The sequence below is a fragment of the Ruegeria marisrubri genome (assembly GCF_001507595.1).
Lineage (GTDB): Bacteria > Pseudomonadota > Alphaproteobacteria > Rhodobacterales > Rhodobacteraceae > Ruegeria > Ruegeria marisrubri.
On sequence record NZ_LQBQ01000012.1, the window covers coordinates 465042 to 484565 of the forward strand.

Sequence of the window (19524 nt, forward strand, 5' to 3'; positions counted from 1 at the left end):
GTACGGCGGGGGTAAACTTTCGCCGCGCGGCATACCTGCGACCAATCACGAACCGGATCGGATTCGCTCATGAAACACTATTCAGCCTTTGCCGTGGCGCGTGAGGCGCTGCGTTATCACACCGGATGGGAGCGCGCATGGCGGTCCCCGGAGCCCAAGAAACGCTATGACGTGGTCATCGTCGGCGCCGGCGGGCATGGCCTGGCGACCGCCTATTACCTGGGCAAGAACTATGGCATCCAGAACGTCGCCGTGATCGAAAAGGGCTGGCTGGGGGGCGGCAATACCGGCCGCAACACCACCATCATCCGCTCGAACTACCTGCAGGATCCCTCGGCCGCGATCTATGAAAAGGCGCGCGCACTCTACGAGGATCTCAGCCAGGAACTGAACTACAACCTGATGTTCAGCCCGCGCGGCGTGATGATGCTGGCCCAGACCCAGCACGAGGTGCGCGGCTACAAGCGCACGGCGCACGCCAACGCGCTGCAAGGCGTCAAGACCGAGTGGATCACCCCCGAGCGCGTCAAGGAACTGGTGCCGATCATCAACCTGCACGGGCCCCGATACCCGGTTCTGGGCGCGCTCTGGCAGGAACGCGGCGGCACCGCGCGCCACGATGCCGTGGCCTGGGGCTATGCCCGTGCCTGTTCGAACATGGGCATGGACATCATCCAGAAATGCGAAGTCACCGGCGTCCGCCGGGAAAACGGCCGCGTCACCGGGGTCGAGACCACCAAGGGCGCCATCGAGTGCGACAAGCTGGGCATCGTGGTGGCGGGGCACTCGGGTCAGCTGGCCGAGATGGCGGGCTTCCGTCTGCCGGTCGAGTCGCTGGCGCTGCAGGCGCTGGTGTCCGAGCCGATCAAGCCCTGCATGGACGTGGTGGTGATGGCCAACACGGTGCATGGCTACATGTCGCAATCCGACAAGGGCGAGATGGTGATCGGCGGCGGCACCGACGGGTTCAACAACTACACCCAGCGCGGTTCGTTCCACCATATCGAGGAAACCGTCCGCGCCCTGGTCGAGACCTTCCCGATGATCTCGCGCCTCAAGATGCTGCGGCAGTGGGGCGGAATCGTGGACATGACCGGCGACCGCTCGCCCATCCTGTCGAAAACGCCGCTTCAGGGCTGCTTCATCAACTGCGGATGGGGAACGGGGGGCTTCAAGTCGATCCCCGGCTCGGGCTGGGGCATGGCACAGCTGATGGCCACCGGCCATTCGCCGCTGACCGAGGCGTTCTCGCTGGACCGATTCAAGGAAGGCCGGTTCATCGACGAAAGCGTCGCCGCAGGGGTGGCGCACTAGGGTCCGGAAACCCGGACCTGCCTGTGCCACAAATCAAGTTTCAGGCTGGCCGACCCGCCAGCCTACCGCCGAAAGGATGAACATATGCTGATCCTGAATTGCCCCTATTGCGGCGTCGACGCCGAAGAAACGGAACTGACCGCCGGCGGCGAAGCGCACATCAAACGCCATGGCCCCGGCTCGTCGGATGACGAGTTCCATGACTATCTGTTCATGCGCGAGAACCCCAAGGGGGTGCATTTCGAACGCTGGCGCCACAGCAACGGCTGCGGCAAGTGGTTCCATGCGGCGCGCTGCACAGCCACGCTCGAGGTCTTCGGCACCTATTCCGCCCAGACCACCGAGCCGCCGAAAGAGATCCGCGAGGCCATCTCGGCCAAGCGTCCCGGCTGGAAGTGGAGAGAGTTCGAATGATCCGCTTCGCCATCCGTAATACCGCCTGCGAAAGGTCCGCAACATGAGCACCCGTCTCGCAAATCAAGGCCGGCTGATCGACCGGTCGAAACAGGTCACCTTCACCTTCAACGGCAAGACGATGCAGGGCTATGAGGGCGACACGCTCGCCTCGGCGCTGCTGGCCAACGACCAGATGATGGTGGGGCGTTCCTTCAAGTATCACCGTCCGCGCGGCATCGTCGCCAGCGGCGCCGAAGAGCCCAACGCGCTCGTCGGCCTGGGCGAGGGCAGCCGGTTCGAGCCGAACCAGCGCACCACCACGACCGAGCTGTTCGATGGCCTCAAGGCCGAGTCGCAGAACCACTGGCCCAGCCTGGAGCATGACATCGGCGTGGTGAACAACTACGTCGCGCGTTTCCTGCCGTCGGGCTTCTACTACAAGACGTTCATCCATCCCAAGCCGTTCTGGAAGCACGTCTACGAGCCGATCATCCGCCAGTCGGCGGGTCTGGGCAAGGCGCCCGACAAGGAAACCCGCGACGCCGACACCTACGAACATTTCTACGCCTTCGTGGATGTTCTGGTCATCGGCGGCGGCGTGGCCGGTCTGCAGGCGGCCAAGGTGGCGGCCAAGTCCGGCGCCAAGGTCATGCTGATCGAGCAGACCGCCCATTGGGGCGGACGCGCCCCCGTGGATGGCGGCACCATCGACGGCGAGCCTGTGGATAAGTTCGTGGAACAAACTGTTTCCGAATTGGAAGCAATGGACAACGTCACCCTGCGCCTGCGCTGCATGGGGGCAGGGGTCTATGACCACGGCTATGCCCTTGGTTACGAGCGTATTTCCGACCACACGCCGGGCGCGCAGGGGCCGCGGCACCGCCTGTGGCGCATCCGCGCCAAGCAGATCGTGACCGCGACCGGCGCGATCGAGCGTCCGCTGTCCTTCGCAGGCAACGACGTGCCCGGCGTGATGCTGGCCTCGGCCATGCGCGACTATGTCGTGAACTGGGGCGTGACCCCGGGCGAGCGCGTCATCGTCGCCACCAACAACGACGACGCCTATCGCACCGCGATCACGCTCAAAAAGGCCGGCGTCGACGTTCTGCGCATTCTAGACGCACGCGACTCGGCCGGTCCGCTGGCCGACGAGGCGCGCGGCCTGGGCATCCGCGTCGATCCCGGCAAGGCCATCGCCAAGGTCAAGGGCGGCAAGCGCGTCAAGAAAGTGGCGATCTGCAATCAGAACGGTATCGGCGGCGCGCGCGAAGAGGTCGAATGCGATGCGGTCGCCATGTCGGGCGGCTGGTCGCCGGTGGTGCACCTGTGGTCCCATTGCGGCGGCAAGCTGATCTGGGACGAGGCCAACGCGCATTTCCGCCCCGATCCCGACCGTCCGCCACTGGGCGCCAACGGCGAAGGCTTCGTCGTGGCGGCCGGCTCGGCCAATGGCCCGCTGTCGCTGGGCGATGTCCTTACCGATGCACAGGCGGCCGGCGCGGCCGCGGCCAAGGGTGCGGGCTTCAAGGCCAAGGCCGGAAAGGCGCCGGTCGGCGAGACGACGGCCGAGGCGCCGATGGAGGCCGTCTGGCTGATGCCCGCCAATGCCGAGGTGCAGTTGCGCATGAAATCCTGGCTGGACTTCCAGAACGACGTGAAGGTATCCGACGTCCAGCTCGCCGCGCGCGAAGGCTATGAAAGCGTCGAGCATACCAAGCGCTATACCACGCTGGGCATGGCGACCGATCAGGGTAAACTCAGCAACATCAACGGATTGGCGATCCTTGCCGACTCGCTTGATGCCGAGATCCCCAAGGTCGGCACCACCACCTTCCGCCCGCCCTACACCCCGATCTCGATGGGGGCCATCGCGGGCGAGGCGCGGGGCGAGGTGTTCCAGCCGATCCGCCGCACGCCGATGCATGACTGGCATGACCGCTCCGGCGCCGACTGGGAGCCGGTGGGCCAGTGGCGGCGCCCCTACGCCTATGTGCGCCCCGGGGAAACCGTGCATGACGCCGTGAACCGCGAGGTCAAGAATACCCGCGAGAACCTCGGCCTGCTGGATGCCTCGACGCTGGGCAAGCTGATCGTCAAGGGGCCGGACGCGGGCAAGTTCCTGGACATGATGTACACCAACATGATGTCCACGCTGAAGGTCGGCAAATGCCGCTATGGCCTGATGTGCTCGGAGAACGGCTTCCTCATCGACGACGGCGTCGTCGCCCGCATCGACGAGGACACCTGGCTGTGCCACACAACCACCGGCGGAGCCGAGCGCATCCACGCCCATATGGAGGAATGGCTGCAGACCGAGTGGTGGGACTGGAAGGTCTATGTCGCCAATGTGACCGAACAATATGCGCAGGTCGCCGTGGTCGGCCCCAACGCCCGCAAGGTGCTGGAGAAGCTGGGCGGCATGGATGTCAGCCGTGAGGCGCTGCCCTTCATGGAGTGGCGCGACGGTCAGATCGGCGGCTTCGATTGCCGGGCCTACCGCATCTCGTTCTCGGGCGAGCTGTCCTATGAGATCGCGGTGCCCGCCAGCCAGGGGCAGGCCTTCTGGGATGCCCTGATGGAGGCCGGGAAAGAGTTCGGCGTGATGCCCTATGGCACGGAATGTCTGCACATTCTGCGGGCCGAGAAGGGCTTCATCATGATCGGGGACGAGACCGACGGCACCGTGATCCCGCAGGACCTGGGGCTGCACTGGGCGATCTCGAAGAAGAAAGAGGATTTCCTGGGCAAGCGCGCGCAGGAACGCTCTCACATGACCGACCCGGACCGCTGGAAACTGGTGGGTCTCGAGACTGTGGATGGTTCCGTTCTGCCCGACGGCGCCTATGCGGTGGGCGAGGGCGTGAACGCCAACGGACAGCGCAACATGATCGGGCGCGTGACCTCGACCTACTACTCGGCCAACCTGGGCCGGGGCATCGCCATGGGTCTGGTCAAGCACGGCCCCGACCGCATGGGCGAGGTGATCGAGTTCCCGGGCACCGATGGCAAAATCTACAAGGCAAAGATCGTGGACCCTGTGTTCTACGACAAGGACGGGGAGAAGCAGAATGTCTGAACCCATCAGCGCACTGAACCACGCAAGTTATGACGGCATCGCCCGGATCGAGGAATGTGGCCTGCAGGGGATGATTACCCTGCGCGGCGACCTGTCCGGCAAGGTCGTGATCAAGGCGGTCAAGGACGCTACCGGCCAGAAGATGCCCGGCCAGCGCGAGGCGCATGTCGATGGCGAAACCGGCGTCTGCTGGATGTCGCCGGACGAGTTGCTGGTGCTTGTTCCTTACGCCGAGGTCGAGGCGAAACTGGCGGCCATGAAGGACGCGCTGGGCGGCGTTCATGCCCTGGCGGTCAACGTCTCGGACGCGCGCGCGGTATTCCGGGTTTCCGGCGCCTCGGCCCGCGAGGTGCTGGCCAAGGTGGCGCCCGTGGATCTGTCGCGGGATGCGTTCCAGCCCGGCCAGATCCGCCGCTCGCGGCTGGCGCAGGTGGCCGGCGCCTTCTGGATGGATGGCGAGGACGATTTCCGCGTGGTCTGCTTCCGCTCGGCGGCGGATTACGTCTTCAAGCTGCTCAAGGTGGCGGCGCAGCCCGGCAGCGAAGTCGGCGTTTACTGACCGAGGCGGCGGGGGCTCTGCCCCCGTCGCGCTTTGCGCGTCTCCCCCGGAGTATTTTCGAAAAGATGAAGTTTCCGGTCAGCCGGTGAACAGGAAGCTGCGAAAGCGGTCCTGTGCATCCGTGGCCGTGAGGTCGGCGGGGTGGCCGGTCTCGTCGAGGCAGGCGCCGTAGAAGGACAGGGCTTCGGCAAGGCGGGCCATGGCCGCGTCGCGATCTTCGGTGGGTAGAAACGGCGCGTGGGTGGACAGGTAGAGCGCGGGGCGGTGTTTGCGCAGCCAGTCGATCAACGTGGGCAGCACGGCAAACTCCGCGCCTTCGATATCCATCTTGACCAGCGACACGCCCGAAAGGTCGGTGGCAGAGGCGAACTGGTCCCAGGCGATGGTCAGGGCGTCGGTTCCGTGCGCGCCGTCATGCAGCAGAGAACTGGTGGAATCGCCCGGTTCTCCGCGCATCGAGGCCATGCGGGCCACGCCGAACCGGTCGGACAGCGCCACGCCAAAGGCGGAGACGTTTCGGATGTCGTTCAGATCGAGGTTCCAGGCCAGGTGGCGATAGGCGGTCGGGTCGGGCTCGAAACACCAGACATGGCGCGCCTTGCGGGCGCCGTAGAGAACGGTCGGGCCGATCCATGCGCCGATGTCCAGATAGTCGCGGTCGGGTGAAAGGTGGCGGTCGAGCACGGCGAATGTCTCGGGTTCCCAGTCGCCGGCCGAGGCCTTGCGCCAGAATTTCGAATGATAGGGGTCGAGCCGGAAGGTTTCGCCATTCAACTGACCCGCGTAATATCCGCGGGCGCGGTAGAACATCTTGCGCGTTTTGGTCAGCATCGCCCTGCCTCCGGGTTCATTGTTTTGTCCTGTCGGCCCTTGACCTCAACGGGCTGTCAAAGCATGTAAACGTGGGAATGCAACACATATTTTGACAGGGGGCCAAGATGGCTTTTGAACTTCCAGACCTTCCTTATGCACATGACGCGCTGGCATCCAAGGGCATGTCGGCCGAAACGCTGGAATATCACCACGACCTGCACCACAAGGCCTATGTCGACAACGGCAACAAGCTGATCGCCGGCACCGAGTGGGACGGCAAGTCGCTGGAAGAGATCATCGTCGGCACCTACCAGGCCGGCGCGGTGGCCCAGAACGGCATCTTCAACAACATCAGCCAGCTGTGGAACCACAACCAGTTCTGGGAAATGATGGGGCCGGGCGAGTCCAAGATGCCGGGCGAACTGGAAAAGGCCCTGGTCGAGAACTTCGGCTCGGTTGACGAGTTCAAGTCGCAATTCGCCGCCGCCGGTGCGGGGCAGTTCGGCTCGGGCTGGGCATGGCTGGTCAAGAACCCGGACGGCTCGCTGGCCGTCACCAAGACCGAGAACGGCGTGAACCCGCTGTGCTTTGGTCAGACCGCGCTGCTGGGCTGCGACGTGTGGGAGCATTCGTATTACATCGACTTCCGCAACAAGCGCCCCGCTTACCTGGACAACTTCCTCAACAACCTGGTGAACTGGGAAAACGTCGCCTCGCGCATGTGATCCCTTCGGGGTTTCCCGATACCGACCCCGTGCCGCAAGGCGCGGGGTTTTTCTTTGGCCGCCGTGACAGGTGGCGGCTTGCCAATCGCCGTCCGCAGGGGCATCACGGTGCGGACAGGGGGCGAGGGCCGCATCATGAAGGACGCCACGAAGGGCATTTTGGCAATGGTGGGCGCCTGTACCATCTGGGGCCTGTCGCCGCTGTTCTACAAGATGCTGGCCCATGTGCCGCCGCCCGAGGTTCTGTCGCACCGGACGCTGTGGTCGGTGATCTTTTTCGCCGGCGTTCTGGCGTTTCAACGTCGGCTGGGCGAGCTGGGGACGGCCTTTCGGGGGCGCAGGCAGGTCGGGGTGATCGCGCTGGCCGCGGCGATGATCTCGGTCAACTGGTTCATCTTCATCCTGTCGATCCAGATCGGGCGCGCGACCGAGGCGTCGCTGGGCTATTACATCTTTCCCCTGATGACGGTTCTGGTCGGCTGGATGTGGTTCGGCGAGCGGCTGGGGGCGGCGCAATGGGGTGCGGTTGCGCTGGCGGCGGTGGCCGTTCTGGTGCTGACCATCGGCCTGGGCGTGGCGCCGTGGATCTCGCTGGTGCTGGCCACCAGCTTCGCCATCTACGGCGCGCTCAAGAAGGGGCTGGCACTGGGGCCGGTGGTGTCAGTGACCTGCGAGATCCTGATCTTCCTGCCCTTCTGGCTGATCCTGCTGGGCTGGTATCACGCGACCGGGCAGGGCCATTTCGGCACCGGCTGGCTGACCAGCCTGCTGCTGATCCTGTCAGGACCTCTGACCGCGATGCCGCTGATCCTGTTCAGCTATGCGGCGCGGCGGGTGCGGCTGTCGACCGTGGGGGTGCTGCAATACATCAACCCGACGCTGCAGTTCTTCTGCGCGGTGCTGGCATTCGGCGAGCCCTTCACCCTGTGGCACCAGATCGCCTTTGGCCTGATCTGGACTGCTGTGGCGATCTTTTCGGCGGCGGCGCTGTCTCAGGACAGGGCGGCGCGCAGGGCCTCGACCGCGGCATTGGGGGTCTCGGCCCAGGTCACGAACGCGCCCAGCGACGGGTCGGCAAAGCCCTGAGAGATCACCTGCTCCAACAACGCCCTGAGCGTGTCCCAGTAGCCATCGACATTCAGAACGATGATCGGCTTGTCATGCAGGCCCAGCTGGCGCCATGTCAGCGCCTCGAACAGTTCGTCCAGCGAACCGGGGCCGCCGGGCAGCACCACGACCGCGTCGGCATTCATGATCATGACCTTCTTGCGCTCGTGCATGGTCTCGGTGATGACGTAGTGGGTCAGGTCGGTCTTGCCCACTTCGCGGCGCACCAGGTGCACGGGGATGACGCCAAAGGTCACGCCACCCGCCGCCTGTGCCGCGCGCGCGACCTCGCCCATCAGGCCCACGTCGCCGGCGCCATAGACCAGCCGCCAGCCTTCATTGGCCAGCAGGGTGCCGAATTGCCTGGCGGCCTCGGCATAGACTGGATTAGCGCCATTGCGTGACCCGCAATACACACAGACGGATTTCTGAGACATGAAAAGGGCTTTCCGGGGTTGTGTCAGGACTTTTGACCCGTGATAGCCGGATTGATAGATTGTCTCAACCACGCGGTTGAAAAGCCCGCCATCAGAGCAGGGCGCAGACGCGGACTGAAAGGAACGGAATGGCTGCCAAGTCGGGAAGCGAAGGCTTCGGTGCATTTGCCCTGGGAATGGGCGCGGGCGGACTCGTGCTTGCGGGTCTGGTGGCGCTCTACATGATGGGGGTTTTCGAGGAAGAACCAGAGACCTCTTCGGCCCCGGTGGATCAGGCGGCGGCACCCGAAGATGAGACCGCGGTTCAAGAGCAGGCGACAGCCGAGGCGCCGGCCCCGAAACAGGATGAGCCCGCCGCGGAAACCGTCGTCGAGGAGCAGACGGCCGCCTCCGAACCGGCGCCGCAGGAACAGACTGCGGAACAGACCGCATCCGCAGACGCGCCGACAGAGGACCCCGCAGCCGAAGAGGCTGCCACCGAAGATCCGGCCGACCAGACCGGCAGCGCGAATGAGGCCGAACAAGCCGCCCCCGCGCCGGAACTCGATCAGATCTTCGTCGAGGCGGACGGAACCGCGCTGCTGTCGGGCAGCGCCGCGCCGGGCAGCGCCATCCGCGTTCTGCTGGACGGCGCCGAGATCCACGCCTTTACCGTTGGCAGCGACGGCCAGTTCGCCGAATTCGTGACGCTGCCCTTCAGCGCCAACGCGCGGGGTCTTGTTCTGGAAACCGGAGAGGGCGGGCAGGTCACCCGTTCCGATGACTACCTGATTGCGGCTCTGCCCGAGCCGGAAGTGCAGGAAGAACAGGTCGCAAGCGCCGAGGCCGAAACCGCGCCGGGCGACGAACCCGCCACCGGGGAACCCGCCGAACCGGCGCAGCCCGCGTCCGAGGCGGAAACGGCGGCGGCAACCGGAACCGAGGATCAGCAAGCCGCCGAGCCCGCCCAAGAGCAGGCCGCGCAGGCCGAGGAAACGGCCGGAGGTGACACCGGAACCCAGGAGACGGGCGACCAGGTCGCCGTTCTGCGCTCGGGCGAGAACGGGGTCGAGCTTGTGCAGTCGCCGGAGCAGCAGGAAGAAACCCCGCAAGAGCAGGTCGCGCTCGACACGATCGGCTATTCCGACAGCGGCGAGGTGCAACTGACCGGGCGCGCCAAGGACGGCGCGGTGGTGCGGCTCTACCTCAACAACCGTCTGGTCATGGACCTGACCTCGGACGAGCAGGGCAAATGGCGCGGCGAGATCGAGGGGGTCGATCCCGGAATCTACACTCTGCGGCTTGACGTGGTGGACGAGCAGGGCGAAGTCGTGAGCCGCCTCGAGACGCCGTTCAAACGCGAACCTGTCGAGCTTCTGGTGCCGCAAGAGCAGGCGACTGATACCGAAACGGCAGAGGCCCAGCCCGTGATCCGCTCGGTCACGGTGCAGAAGGGCGATACCCTCTGGGCCATCTCGCGCGAGCGCTATGGCGACGGCATCCTCTACGTGAAGGTGTTCGAGGCCAACCGCGACTCGATCCGCGATCCCGACCTGATCTATCCCGGACAGGTGTTCACCATCCCGGAATGACGCCTTGCCTTTGGCCGCTTTCCGGGCCAAGGGTTGTCCCTGACCGCAGGCAAGGCAGGTAATGAGACGTTTGGCCCCTTTGCATTCCGATGACATGCCGCCCGAGGACGAACGTCGCTCGGGCTGGCGCACCATACGCAGGGTGGCCCCGTATCTGTGGCCCAGGGACGAGCCGTGGGTGAAACGGCGCGTGGTGCTGGCGATGGCGATGCTGGTGCTGGCCAAGGTGATCGCGGTCTATACGCCGATCCTGTACAAGGGCGCGGTGGACAGCCTTGCGGGCGAGGGGGTGCCGCCGCTGGCGCTGGGCGCGGTGGGCCTGACCGTGGCCTATGGCATGGCGCGGATGATGACCGTGGGCTTCCAGCAACTGCGCGACGCGCTGTTCGCGCCGGTGGGGCAGCGGGCGCTCAGGGCGCTGGCGCTGGAAACCTTCCAGCACATCCACCGCATGTCGATGCGCTATCACATCACCCGCCGCACCGGCGGCCTCAGCCGGATCATCGAGCGCGGCGTGAAGGGCGTGGAGTTCCTGCTGCGCTTCCTGCTGTTCTCGATCGGGCCGCTGATCCTCGAACTGCTGCTGGTCGCGGTCATCCTGATGTGGCTGTTCGACGTGTGGTATCTGGTGGTCGTGGCCGTCACCATCGCGCTTTACATCTGGTTCACCTTCGCGGTCACCGAATGGCGCGTGAAGCTGCGGCGCGAGATGAACGACCAGGATACCGAGGCCAACCAGCGTGCCATCGACAGCCTGCTGAACTTCGAAACCGTCAAGTATTTCAACGCCGAACAACGCGAAGCTGAACGCTATGACGTCTCGATGCGGGCCTATGCCAAGGCGGCGCTCAAGACATCCTATTCGCTGGCCTTCCTGAACTTCGGCCAGTCCTTCCTGATCACCTGCGGCCTGATCGGGGTGATGGTCCTGGCCGCGCTCGGGGTGCAGAACGGCACGCTGACCGTGGGCGATTTCGTCATGGTCAACGCCTACATGATCCAGATCACCGTGCCGCTGAACTTCCTCGGCACCGTCTATCGCGAGATCCGGCAGGCGCTGGTGGACATGGGGCAGATGTTCAACCTGCTGGAACAGCCGCCCGAAGTGACCGACAAGCCCGGCGCGCCGGATCTGGTGGTCACGGGCGGCGAGGTCACGCTCGAGGATGTGCATTTCGGATACGAGCCCGGGCGCGAGATCCTCAAGGGCGTGTCCCTGACCGTTCCGGCGGGCCAGACCGTCGCCATCGTCGGCGCGACCGGTTCCGGCAAGTCCACCATCGGGCGGCTGCTGTTCCGCTTCTACGACGTAACCGGCGGCGCGCTGAAGATCGACGGGCAGGACGTGCGCGACGTCACCCAGACCAGCCTGCACGCAGCCATCGGCGTGGTGCCGCAGGACACGGTGCTGTTCAACGACACGATCCGCTACAACATCGCCTATGGCCGCGAGGGCGCCACCCAGGCCGAGGTCGAAGAGGCCGCCCGCGCGGCCCAGATCCACGACTTCATCGCCTCGCTGCCCGAGGGCTACGACACCAGGGTCGGCGAACGCGGTCTCAAGCTCTCGGGCGGCGAAAAGCAGCGGGTCGGCATCGCCCGGACCCTGCTCAAGAACCCGCCGATCCTGCTGCTGGACGAGGCCACCTCGGCGCTGGACACCGAGACCGAGCAGGAGATCAAGGACGCGCTGGCGCGGGCGGGCGAGGGGCGCACCGTGATCACCATCGCCCACCGCCTCAGCACCATTGCCGAGGCCGACCAGATCGTGGTGCTGGAACGCGGCGAGATCGTCGAACAGGGCACCCACGAAGAGCTTCTGGCCCGCGGCGGGCGCTACGCCCAGCTCTGGAGCCGTCAGCAGGCCGACGCCGAGGCCGCCTGAGGCCGGCTTATCGTCTTGTTGCGGCTGAGGATTTGGGTCTAGGTTGAACACGGGCGTGGCCTGCGGAGTGCTTGGATGTTCAGATTTCTGCGTTTTCTTTTACTGTTGGCGGTCTTGCTGGTTGTTGCCAGTTTCGGATTCCAGCTGCTGTATCCGGTGCCGTCGAACGGCACGACCGCCACCTCGACCGCGCTGCCGCCGACCGAGGAGACGACGCTGGGCCGCATCGTTCTGCCTCTGGCCGCCGAAAATCCGGGGCTTTCGGGCATCAGCAAGCTGCAGGATGGGCACAACGCCTTTGCCGCCCGCATCCAGCTTGCGGATCTGGCCGAGCAGAGCATCGACGCCCGCTACTACATCTGGCAGAAGGACGTGACCGGCCTGTTGCTGCTGGACGCGCTCAAACGCGCCGCCGACCGGGGCGTCAAGGTCCGGCTGCTGCTGGATGACAACGGCACCCCCGATCTGGACCCGGAACTGGCCGAGATGGACGCCCACCCCAACATCGAGGTGCGCCTGTTCAACCCGTTCATCCTGCGCAAGCCGCGCATGCTGTCCTATGTGCTGGACTTCCGCAGGCTGAACCGGCGCATGCACAACAAGAGCTTCACGGTGGATGGTGTCGCGACCATCATCGGTGGTCGCAATATCGGCGACATCTACTTTTCGCGCGATCTCGGGGTGAATTATTTCGATCTCGACGTGGTCGCGCTGGGCGACGCGGCACGGGATGTGTCGGCGGATTTCGACCTCTACTGGGCCAGCCCGTCTTCCGTTCCTGCCTCGCTGGTGCTGCCCGAGCAACCTGCCGATGGCAGCCATCTCGAGACCTCGGTGTCACAGGCGCTCGCCGCGCCCGGCGACGACCTTTATGCACAGGCGGTGCGCGAACTGCCGCTCAGGGACGAATTGCTGGACAACGCCCGCGCCTTCGAATGGGTCGAGGTGGATCTGGTCAGCGACGACCCGGCAAAGGGGCTGGGCAAGGCGTCGGAACAGGACTTCATGATGTCGCGCCTCATCCGCCTGATCCAGCGCCCGGAAAAAGAGATCATGCTTGTGTCGGCCTATTTCGTTCCGGGGGATCGCCTGACGGATGTTCTGGCGAACTGGGCCCGCGACGGCGTCCGTGTCGCCACGTTGACCAACGCTCAGGAATCGACGGATGTTCTGCCGGTTCATTCAGGCTACCTGAAATATCGCAAAGAGCTGCTGGAAGCCGGCGTCGAGCTTTACGAGCTCAAGTCGGATCAGGACAAACCCGATCTTCTGGAACAGTTCGGTCTGGTCGGCTCCAAGAACACCAGCCTGCACGCCAAGACCTTCGTCATCGACCGGCAATACCTGTTCGTCGGCTCCTTCAACTTCGATCCCCGTTCGGCCGCGCTGAATACCGAGATGGGGTTCCTGATCCGCAGCCCCGCCCTGGCCCAGGATATCATGGGCGGCTTCGATCGAAATCTGGCTGCGCGCGCCTACCGGGTCGATATGGACGAGAGTGGCGCCCTGATCTGGCACGAGACCCTGCCTGATGGCGGCGAGCGGCTGTACACCGAGGAACCGAAAACCAGCGGCCTGAGCCGGACGCTGGTCCAGGTCATGGGCTGGTTTCCGATCCAGTGGCTGCTGTGATCATTCGGCCGCGCGCAGGGGCTTGTCCGGGGGCGGGGTGTCGGCCTCGTCGCCCTCGGCCGCTTCCTCTTCCGCCGGTTCGCTGCGCGGGAACGCGTCATCGGTCCAGATGATCTCGGTCCCATGCAGGTTGCGCACGGTGCGTCCCAGCGCCATGTCCTGGGCGATGCGGCTTGAACGGCCCGCGGTGAGGCTGGCCAGCAGCTTGCCGATCCAGATCACGTAGGTCGAGAACCACACCCGCAGCGCCAGGAACGAAGGCGTCACGACCAGCGTCAGCACCGTCGCGATGCCAAGCCCGAACACCACCGCCGTGGCCAGCTGTTTCCACCACAGCGCGGTGGGGCTGTCGATGGAATAGCCGCCATTGATGAAATCCAGCGACAGGCCGAACATCATCGGCGTCAGGCCCGCCATCGTCGTCAGCGTGGTCAGCAGCACCGGCCGGATGCGCGCCTCGGCGGTGCGCACGATCGCCTCGATCCGCGGCATGTATTCGCTGTATTCCTGGTAGGTGTCGATCAGCACGATGTTGTTGTTCACCACGATCCCGGCCAAAGCCACGATGCCGGTGCCGGTCATGATGATCGAGAACGGCTGGTTCATCACCATCATCCCGATCAGCACGCCGGTGGTCGACAGGACCACCGCCAGCAGCACCAGAACCGAGTTGTAGAACGAGTTGAACTGCGCCAGCAGGATCACGAACATCAGCCCCAGCGCGCCGACAAAGGCCTTGGAGAGGAATTCCTGGCTTTCGGCCTGATCCTCCTGATCGCCGGTCCATTCCCAGCTGACGCTGGCGGGCAGGGGATCAGAGTTCAGCCATTCGGTCAGAACCGCGATGCGCTCGTTCGGGTTGACAGGGGCGAAACGCGCCTCGCCCGAAGCGATCTCCGCGCGGATCTCGTCAACGCCCGCGCCTGCGGTCAGTTGAACCAGCTCGAACTGCTTGCCATCGCCGCGTTCGAGGATCTCGCCCGCTGGGCTGACCCCTTCGGGCACCGCCCTGACGATGGCCAGCCGCTCCTCGCTGCCATCCCCGGCCGTCATGACGACCTTGGTCAGCCCGGCCTCGACATCCGCCTTGATGTCATAAAACCGCTCCTGATCGACGCGGCTGATCTTGGCCAGCTTCTTGACGGGCTGCCGGGTCACGAAATTCGACAGCGGCACCAGGCCGTCCCTGGTGCGCACCTTCAGCGTGTCCAGCGTCGAAAGCACCCGGTCCTCCTCGGGCAGGCGCACGCGGATCTCGATTTCCTCGTCATTGCTCTCGGGGCGCATCTCGCCCAGCAGGATGCCGCGCGTCACCAGTTGCACCATCGCACCCACCGTGGCCACGTCGGCGCCGAACCGGCCCGCCTTGGCCACGTCCACGTCGATCTGCCAGTCGATGCCGGGCAGGGGCAGGCTGTCCTCGATCTTGATCAGACCCGGGGTCTCTTCGAACTTCGCCCGCGCCGCCTCGGTGGCTGCGGTAAGATCGCCCCAATCATCCCCCCGGATGCGCAGGTGAACCGGCTTGGCCGACGCCGGTCCTCGGCCCAGCACCTCGATCTCGACCTCGAAACCCGGCAGCTTCGCCAGTTCCGCGCCCAGCTGCTCGATCACCGCGTCGCCGTCATACTCGGGCGCGACCACCTCGCGCGAGAACCTTCCCCCGGCAACCGGCTCCGATACCCTCGGGCGATCCTCCCACGGGATGATCTCGAACTGGACCCGCCCGACCGTGTCGGCCGGCGCCTGCGAGCCGCCGGTGTTCTGCCGCAGCCCGCCTTCGCCCGCAAAGGCAAAGACATTGCTGATAGCGGGGTGTGAACTGATGACCTCTTCGGCGGCGCGCACCATCGCGTCCTTCTCGGCCAGCGACAGGTTGCCCCGCGCCCGCACATAGGCGGTGGCCTGTTCCGGCTCGCTTTCGACAAAGAACTCAACGCCCAGGGATTTCTCGGGGAAGATGACGAAGGCCACCTGGTAGACCGCGAAGAACACCGCAAAGATCGACACGATCGGCATGATCGGGTTGCCCGCGATGAACTTGATGACGTGGCCGAACAGCGTGTGTTCCTTGGCGGTATGGATCTGCTCGCGCCGGAACTCGACCCGCGCGGCGCCCAGGGTGATCGACCCGGCAAAAGCCCCGAACAGGAAGATGAACACACCCAGGGCCGTGCCGCCGAGCGCGCCTTCGGGCAGCAGGTAATACGGGTTCAAAAGCTGCATCGCGCCCAGAAAGATCATGTAGAGCGCCGGCGGCACCAGCGCCGCGCGCAGCCACCACGGCGTCCGCGCCCGCAGCCAGTCCGAGGCGCGGTTGAAGATCCGGCTCAGCCGCCCCGAAACGCCGCCCATGACCGGCAGATAGATCAGCGCCACCACCAGCGAGGCCGACAGCACGAAGATCAGCGTGACCGGCAGCATCCCCATGAACTCGCCCGGAATGCCGGGCCAGAACAGCATCGGCAGAAAGGCGCAGAGCGTCGTCGCGGTCGAGGACACGATGGGCCAGAACATGCGGTGGGCGGCCTCGACATAGGCGTGCATCGGGCCGACGCCCTCCTTGATGCGCTTGTCGGCATATTCCACCACCACGATCGCGCCATCGACCAGCATCCCCACGGCAAGGATCAGGCCGAACATCACGATGTTCGAGATGCTGACCCCCATCATCGCCAGAAAGGCAAAGCACAGCAGGAACGACGTCGGGATGGCAAAGCCCACCAGCAGCGCCGCGCGCGAGCCCAGCGAGGCCAGGACCACGATCATCACCAGCGCGATCGCCGTCAGAACCGAACCTTCGAGCTGGCGGACCATCGAGCCGACGATGCGGCTCTGGTCGTTCGACGTGCCCACCTCGACGGCGGCCCGCATCTCGGGGGGCCATTTCTTCTGCGCCTCGGCGACCGTCTGCTTCACGGTCTCGACCGTGTCGATCAGGTTGAAGCCCTTGCGCTTGACCACCTGCAGGGCGATCGTCGGCTCGCCATCGAACCGCGCGGTGCCCTTGCGGTCTTCGAAAGTATAGTTGATCTGGGCCAATTCCCCCAGCGTCACCACCCGGTCGCCGTTTACCTTGACGGGCAGGTCATAGACGTCTTTCGCCGTCTTGAAGGACGAAGGGATCTTGACCGAGAACGTGCCCTGTTCGGTCTCGACCTCGCCCGCCGCGATCAACTGGTTGTTGTTCTGCACCACGTTGATCAGTTCGGCGGCGGTGACGTTGTAGGCCTCCAGCCGCAGCGGGTCGATCACGACCTCCAGCATTTCGTCCCGGTTGCCGGCGATCCCGGCCTCCAGCACCGAATCCAGCGCCTCCAGATCGTCCTGCAAGTCCTTGGCGATGCGGGCCATCGTCCGTTCCGGCACTTCGCCGGTCAGGTTGACGATGACGATCGGGAATTCCGAGAAGTTGAACTCGCTCAGGGTGTATTGCTCGGCCCCGTCGGGGAAACTGGCCTGTGCGGTGTTCATCGCGTCGCGCACATCGGCGGTGATGGCGGTCTTGTCCCAGCCGAATTCGAACTCCAGCGCGATGCCCGCATAATTCTCGGCCGCGGTCGCGGTCATCTTCTTGAGCCCGTCCAGATCGGCCAGCTCGGTCTCCATCGGCTTGATCAGCAGGTTCTCGCTGTCTTCCGCCGAGATGCCGGGGAATTGCACCGATACGAATAGGGCCGGCACCTCGATGTCCGGCTCACCTTCCTTGGGCAGGCTGACATAGGCATAGCCGCCCACGACCAGCGAAATCGCGATGAAGGCCAGGATCATGCGGGCCCGTTCGGCGGCCCAGTCGATGACGCGTGTCATTTCGAGGCCTCGCGATAGGTGGGCTCGACCGCCACGCCCTTGGTGACGAATTCCTGGCCGACCACGATCACATCGACCGTTTCGGGCAGATCGCCGACCCAGACGCCATCCGGCGCGTCGCGCAGCAGGCGCACGGGCATGAAATCGACGATGTTGCCGTCTCCGACCACGCGGACGCCCAACTGCCCCTCGTTGTTCAACGTCAGCGCCGATTGCGGCAGCAGATGCGCCTTGGCGCCCTCGGCCGAGATCGCGATGTTCGCGGTCTGACCGTCGCGGATCGCCAGGTCGGGGTTCGGCACGGTGATCTCCACCTCGAAGGTGCGCGTCGTCTCGTCGGCCGAGCGGCTGACGAAGGTCACCTGCCCCTGGATCTGCTGCCCGGTCACCAGCTGCGCAAAGGCAGGCGCGCCGACCTTGACGCGGTTGACCTCGGCCTCGGGCACGAAGCCGACCAGCTTGATCGGGTCCAGCTGGATCACGGTGGCGCACAGGCTGCCGGATTCGCGTTGCAGCAGGCTGCCCAGTTCGGCGGTGTCGCTCTCCAGCAGGCCGTCAAAGGGCGCCTCGATGGTCAGGCGGTCCATCTCGCGCTGGGCGGCTGCGACGGCGGCCTCGGCGGCTTCGATTCCCGCGTGGGTCGCCTGCAGACCGGCCTCGGCCGATTTGACACCGGCCTCGGCCGAGCGCAGCGCCGCCTCGGTCGCTATGCGATTGGTTTCAGACGTATATCCTGTTTCCGACAGTTTCTGAGCGGCGGTATACCTGATCCGGGCCTCGGCCAGCCGGGCATGCGCCTCTTCCAGCTTGGCCTCGGCTTCGGGCAGTCGGCTCTCGGCCTCGATCTGACGCGCTTGGGCTTCGGCCAGCGCGGCCGGGCGGGTGCCGGGGTCAAGCTCGCACAGCACCTCGCCCGCCTTGACGAAGGCGCCCTTGCGCTTCGGTTCGGAGATCACCGTCGAAGAGGTTTCCGTTTTCACCTGGACCTGCCGGTTCGCCTTGGTCTCGCCGCGCAGCACGACCGCGCTGTCGATCTCGCGCGCGGCCGAGCGCATCGCGACCACCCCCACGGCTTTTGATGCGGCCTCGGCACCCTTGTCCGAGGCTTCCGCCGCGGCGTCCGTGTCCTGTTCTGCGGCCGCGTCATATTTTGCAAAAGCAAGCAGCGCCTCGCGCTCGAATACAAGCAAATACATCGCTATCGTCACCAGAACCGCGGTGATGAAGGGAACCAGTCGCATCCCGTTCCTTTCTCAAGAATGTTTTTCGCGCCAATCGAGTTGCGCACAGGCAATCAAATGGGGCGGCACCTCTGCATTGTCTACTCTAAACTGACCGGTTCAGATTATTTTTTTTCCCATAAGGGTGCAAGCACGGGAAAATGTGCCCTACGGGGCACTTGGCTTGTCGCATGGGGCGGGGTATGACTGGCGCGCATCGATACAAACAGAGCCCGGGGGCAGGGATGAGCGACGTTGACAGTTTCATCGAAGAGGTGACCGAAGAGGTCCGCCGTGACCGGCTGTATAAGACGCTGCGACGCTGGGGCTGGATCGGCATTCTTGCGGTCATCATCATCGTCGGCGGCGCGGCCTTCAACGAATACCGCAAGGCCAAGGCGGTTTCCGAGGCCCAGGAGTTGGGTGACCAGATCATCGCCGCCCTGGCCGCGGATGACCCGGCCGGACGGGCCGCCGGTCTTGCGAAAATCGAGGCCAAGTCGGCAGGCGGCGACGCCGTTGTTCAATTTCTTCTGTCGACGGCCCAGTCCAACTCGGACTCGACCGAAGCTGCGGTCGAAGGGCTCAACCGGATCGCGACCACAAGCGAGCTGCCCGAGATCTACCGCCACATAGCGACGTTCAAGAGCCTGCTGCTGCAAACCGAAACCCTGCCTGTCACAGATCGCCGCCAGCAGTTCGAGGCGCTGGCCGCCCCCGGCGCACCGCTGCGCCTGCTGGCCGAAGAGCAGCTGGCCCTGATCGAGGTCGAAGAGGGCGATGTCGAAGCTGCCGTGATCCGTCTCGAAGGTATCCGGCAGGACGCCGAGGTCAGCGTGGACTTGCAACAACGCGCAACTCAGTTGATTGTGGCGCTGGGCGGTGACCCCGCACCCGTCATCAGACAGCAGGGCTGAGCCCGGCTCAGGCAGACGGCAATCAGACGACAGGCGAGTTCAAACGATGGTAACAAAGACTT

The 19524-nt window shown here is 65.0% G+C and carries 14 protein-coding genes; 10 read left to right on the forward strand and 4 right to left on the reverse strand.

Annotated features, from left to right (window positions below):
- Positions 1–69: 69 nt before the first annotated feature.
- The 4 genes from AVO45_RS09285 to AVO45_RS09300 all read left to right on the forward strand — a co-directional run bounded on the left by AVO45_RS09285 (position 70) and on the right by AVO45_RS09300 (position 5345).
- Positions 70–1314: a sarcosine oxidase subunit beta family protein gene (locus AVO45_RS09285; protein WP_068346195.1), complete on the forward strand. Its 1245-nt coding sequence runs from the start codon at positions 70–72 to the stop codon at positions 1312–1314.
- An 84-nt stretch (positions 1315–1398) separates the two neighbouring features.
- Positions 1399–1728 carry a sarcosine oxidase subunit delta gene (locus AVO45_RS09290; RefSeq protein WP_068346197.1) on the forward strand — a complete coding sequence of 110 codons (330 nt, stop codon included), beginning with the start codon at positions 1399–1401 and terminating at the stop codon, positions 1726–1728.
- A gap of 43 nt (positions 1729–1771) precedes the next feature.
- On the forward strand, positions 1772–4786 hold the full coding sequence (locus AVO45_RS09295; protein ID WP_068346199.1) for a sarcosine oxidase subunit alpha family protein: 3015 nt from the start codon (positions 1772–1774) through the stop codon (positions 4784–4786).
- Entirely contained in the window at positions 4779–5345 is a 567-nt protein-coding gene (locus AVO45_RS09300) for a sarcosine oxidase subunit gamma (RefSeq protein ID WP_068346200.1), read from the forward strand. The genes AVO45_RS09295 and AVO45_RS09300 overlap by 8 nt, the downstream gene beginning before the upstream one ends.
- 78 nt (positions 5346–5423) lie before the next feature.
- Here the strand turns inward: AVO45_RS09300 and AVO45_RS09305 are convergent, their stop codons facing one another.
- Positions 5424–6176, reverse strand: a complete 753-nt coding sequence (locus AVO45_RS09305; RefSeq protein ID WP_068346203.1) for an FkbM family methyltransferase — start codon at positions 6174–6176, stop codon at positions 5424–5426.
- Between the two features lie 107 nt (positions 6177–6283).
- Here AVO45_RS09305 and AVO45_RS09310 point away from each other — a divergent pair, with 107 nt between their 5' ends.
- Both AVO45_RS09310 and rarD read left to right on the forward strand, forming a co-directional pair.
- On the forward strand, positions 6284–6883 hold the full coding sequence (locus AVO45_RS09310; protein WP_068346205.1) for a superoxide dismutase: 600 nt from the start codon (positions 6284–6286) through the stop codon (positions 6881–6883).
- A 135-nt stretch (positions 6884–7018) separates the two neighbouring features.
- On the forward strand, positions 7019–7969 hold the full coding sequence (gene rarD / locus AVO45_RS09315; RefSeq protein ID WP_068346720.1) for an EamA family transporter RarD: 951 nt from the start codon (positions 7019–7021) through the stop codon (positions 7967–7969).
- Here the strand turns inward: rarD and AVO45_RS09320 are convergent.
- Complete coding sequence (locus AVO45_RS09320; RefSeq protein WP_068346207.1) at positions 7876–8427, reverse strand: LOG family protein; 552 nt, start codon at positions 8425–8427, stop codon at positions 7876–7878. The two genes, rarD and AVO45_RS09320, sit on opposite strands and share 94 nt — an antisense overlap.
- A 128-nt stretch (positions 8428–8555) precedes the next feature.
- Between AVO45_RS09320 and AVO45_RS09325 the strand changes: the two genes are divergently transcribed.
- The 3 genes from AVO45_RS09325 (at position 8556) to AVO45_RS09335 (ending at position 13515) form a co-directional block, all read left to right on the forward strand.
- The gene (locus AVO45_RS09325; RefSeq protein WP_068346209.1) at positions 8556–9998 is read left to right on the forward strand and encodes a LysM peptidoglycan-binding domain-containing protein; all 1443 of its coding nucleotides are present in this window, start codon (positions 8556–8558) and stop codon (positions 9996–9998) included.
- A gap of 61 nt (positions 9999–10059) precedes the next feature.
- A complete protein-coding gene (locus AVO45_RS09330) occupies positions 10060–11883 on the forward strand; it encodes an ABCB family ABC transporter ATP-binding protein/permease (RefSeq protein WP_082688731.1) in 1824 nt (607 codons plus the stop codon).
- Positions 11884–11958: 75 nt separating this feature from the next.
- Positions 11959–13515, forward strand: a complete 1557-nt coding sequence (locus AVO45_RS09335; RefSeq protein ID WP_068346213.1) for a phospholipase D family protein — start codon at positions 11959–11961, stop codon at positions 13513–13515.
- Here the strand turns inward: AVO45_RS09335 and AVO45_RS09340 are convergent, their stop codons facing one another.
- Positions 13516–17325, reverse strand: coding sequence for an efflux RND transporter permease subunit (locus AVO45_RS09340; protein WP_068346215.1), 3810 nt, complete (start codon positions 17323–17325; stop codon positions 13516–13518).
- Positions 17322–18566, reverse strand: coding sequence for an efflux RND transporter periplasmic adaptor subunit (locus AVO45_RS09345; RefSeq protein WP_068346218.1), 1245 nt, complete (start codon positions 18564–18566; stop codon positions 17322–17324). The genes AVO45_RS09340 and AVO45_RS09345 overlap by 4 nt, the downstream gene beginning before the upstream one ends.
- Before the next feature lie 224 nt (positions 18567–18790).
- On the opposite strand from AVO45_RS09345, the gene AVO45_RS09350 reads away from it, so the two are divergent.
- Positions 18791–19462 (forward strand): hypothetical protein, encoded by a 672-nt coding sequence (locus AVO45_RS09350; RefSeq protein ID WP_068346220.1) that lies wholly within the window; start codon positions 18791–18793, stop codon positions 19460–19462.
- Positions 19463–19524: the final 62 nt, after the last annotated feature.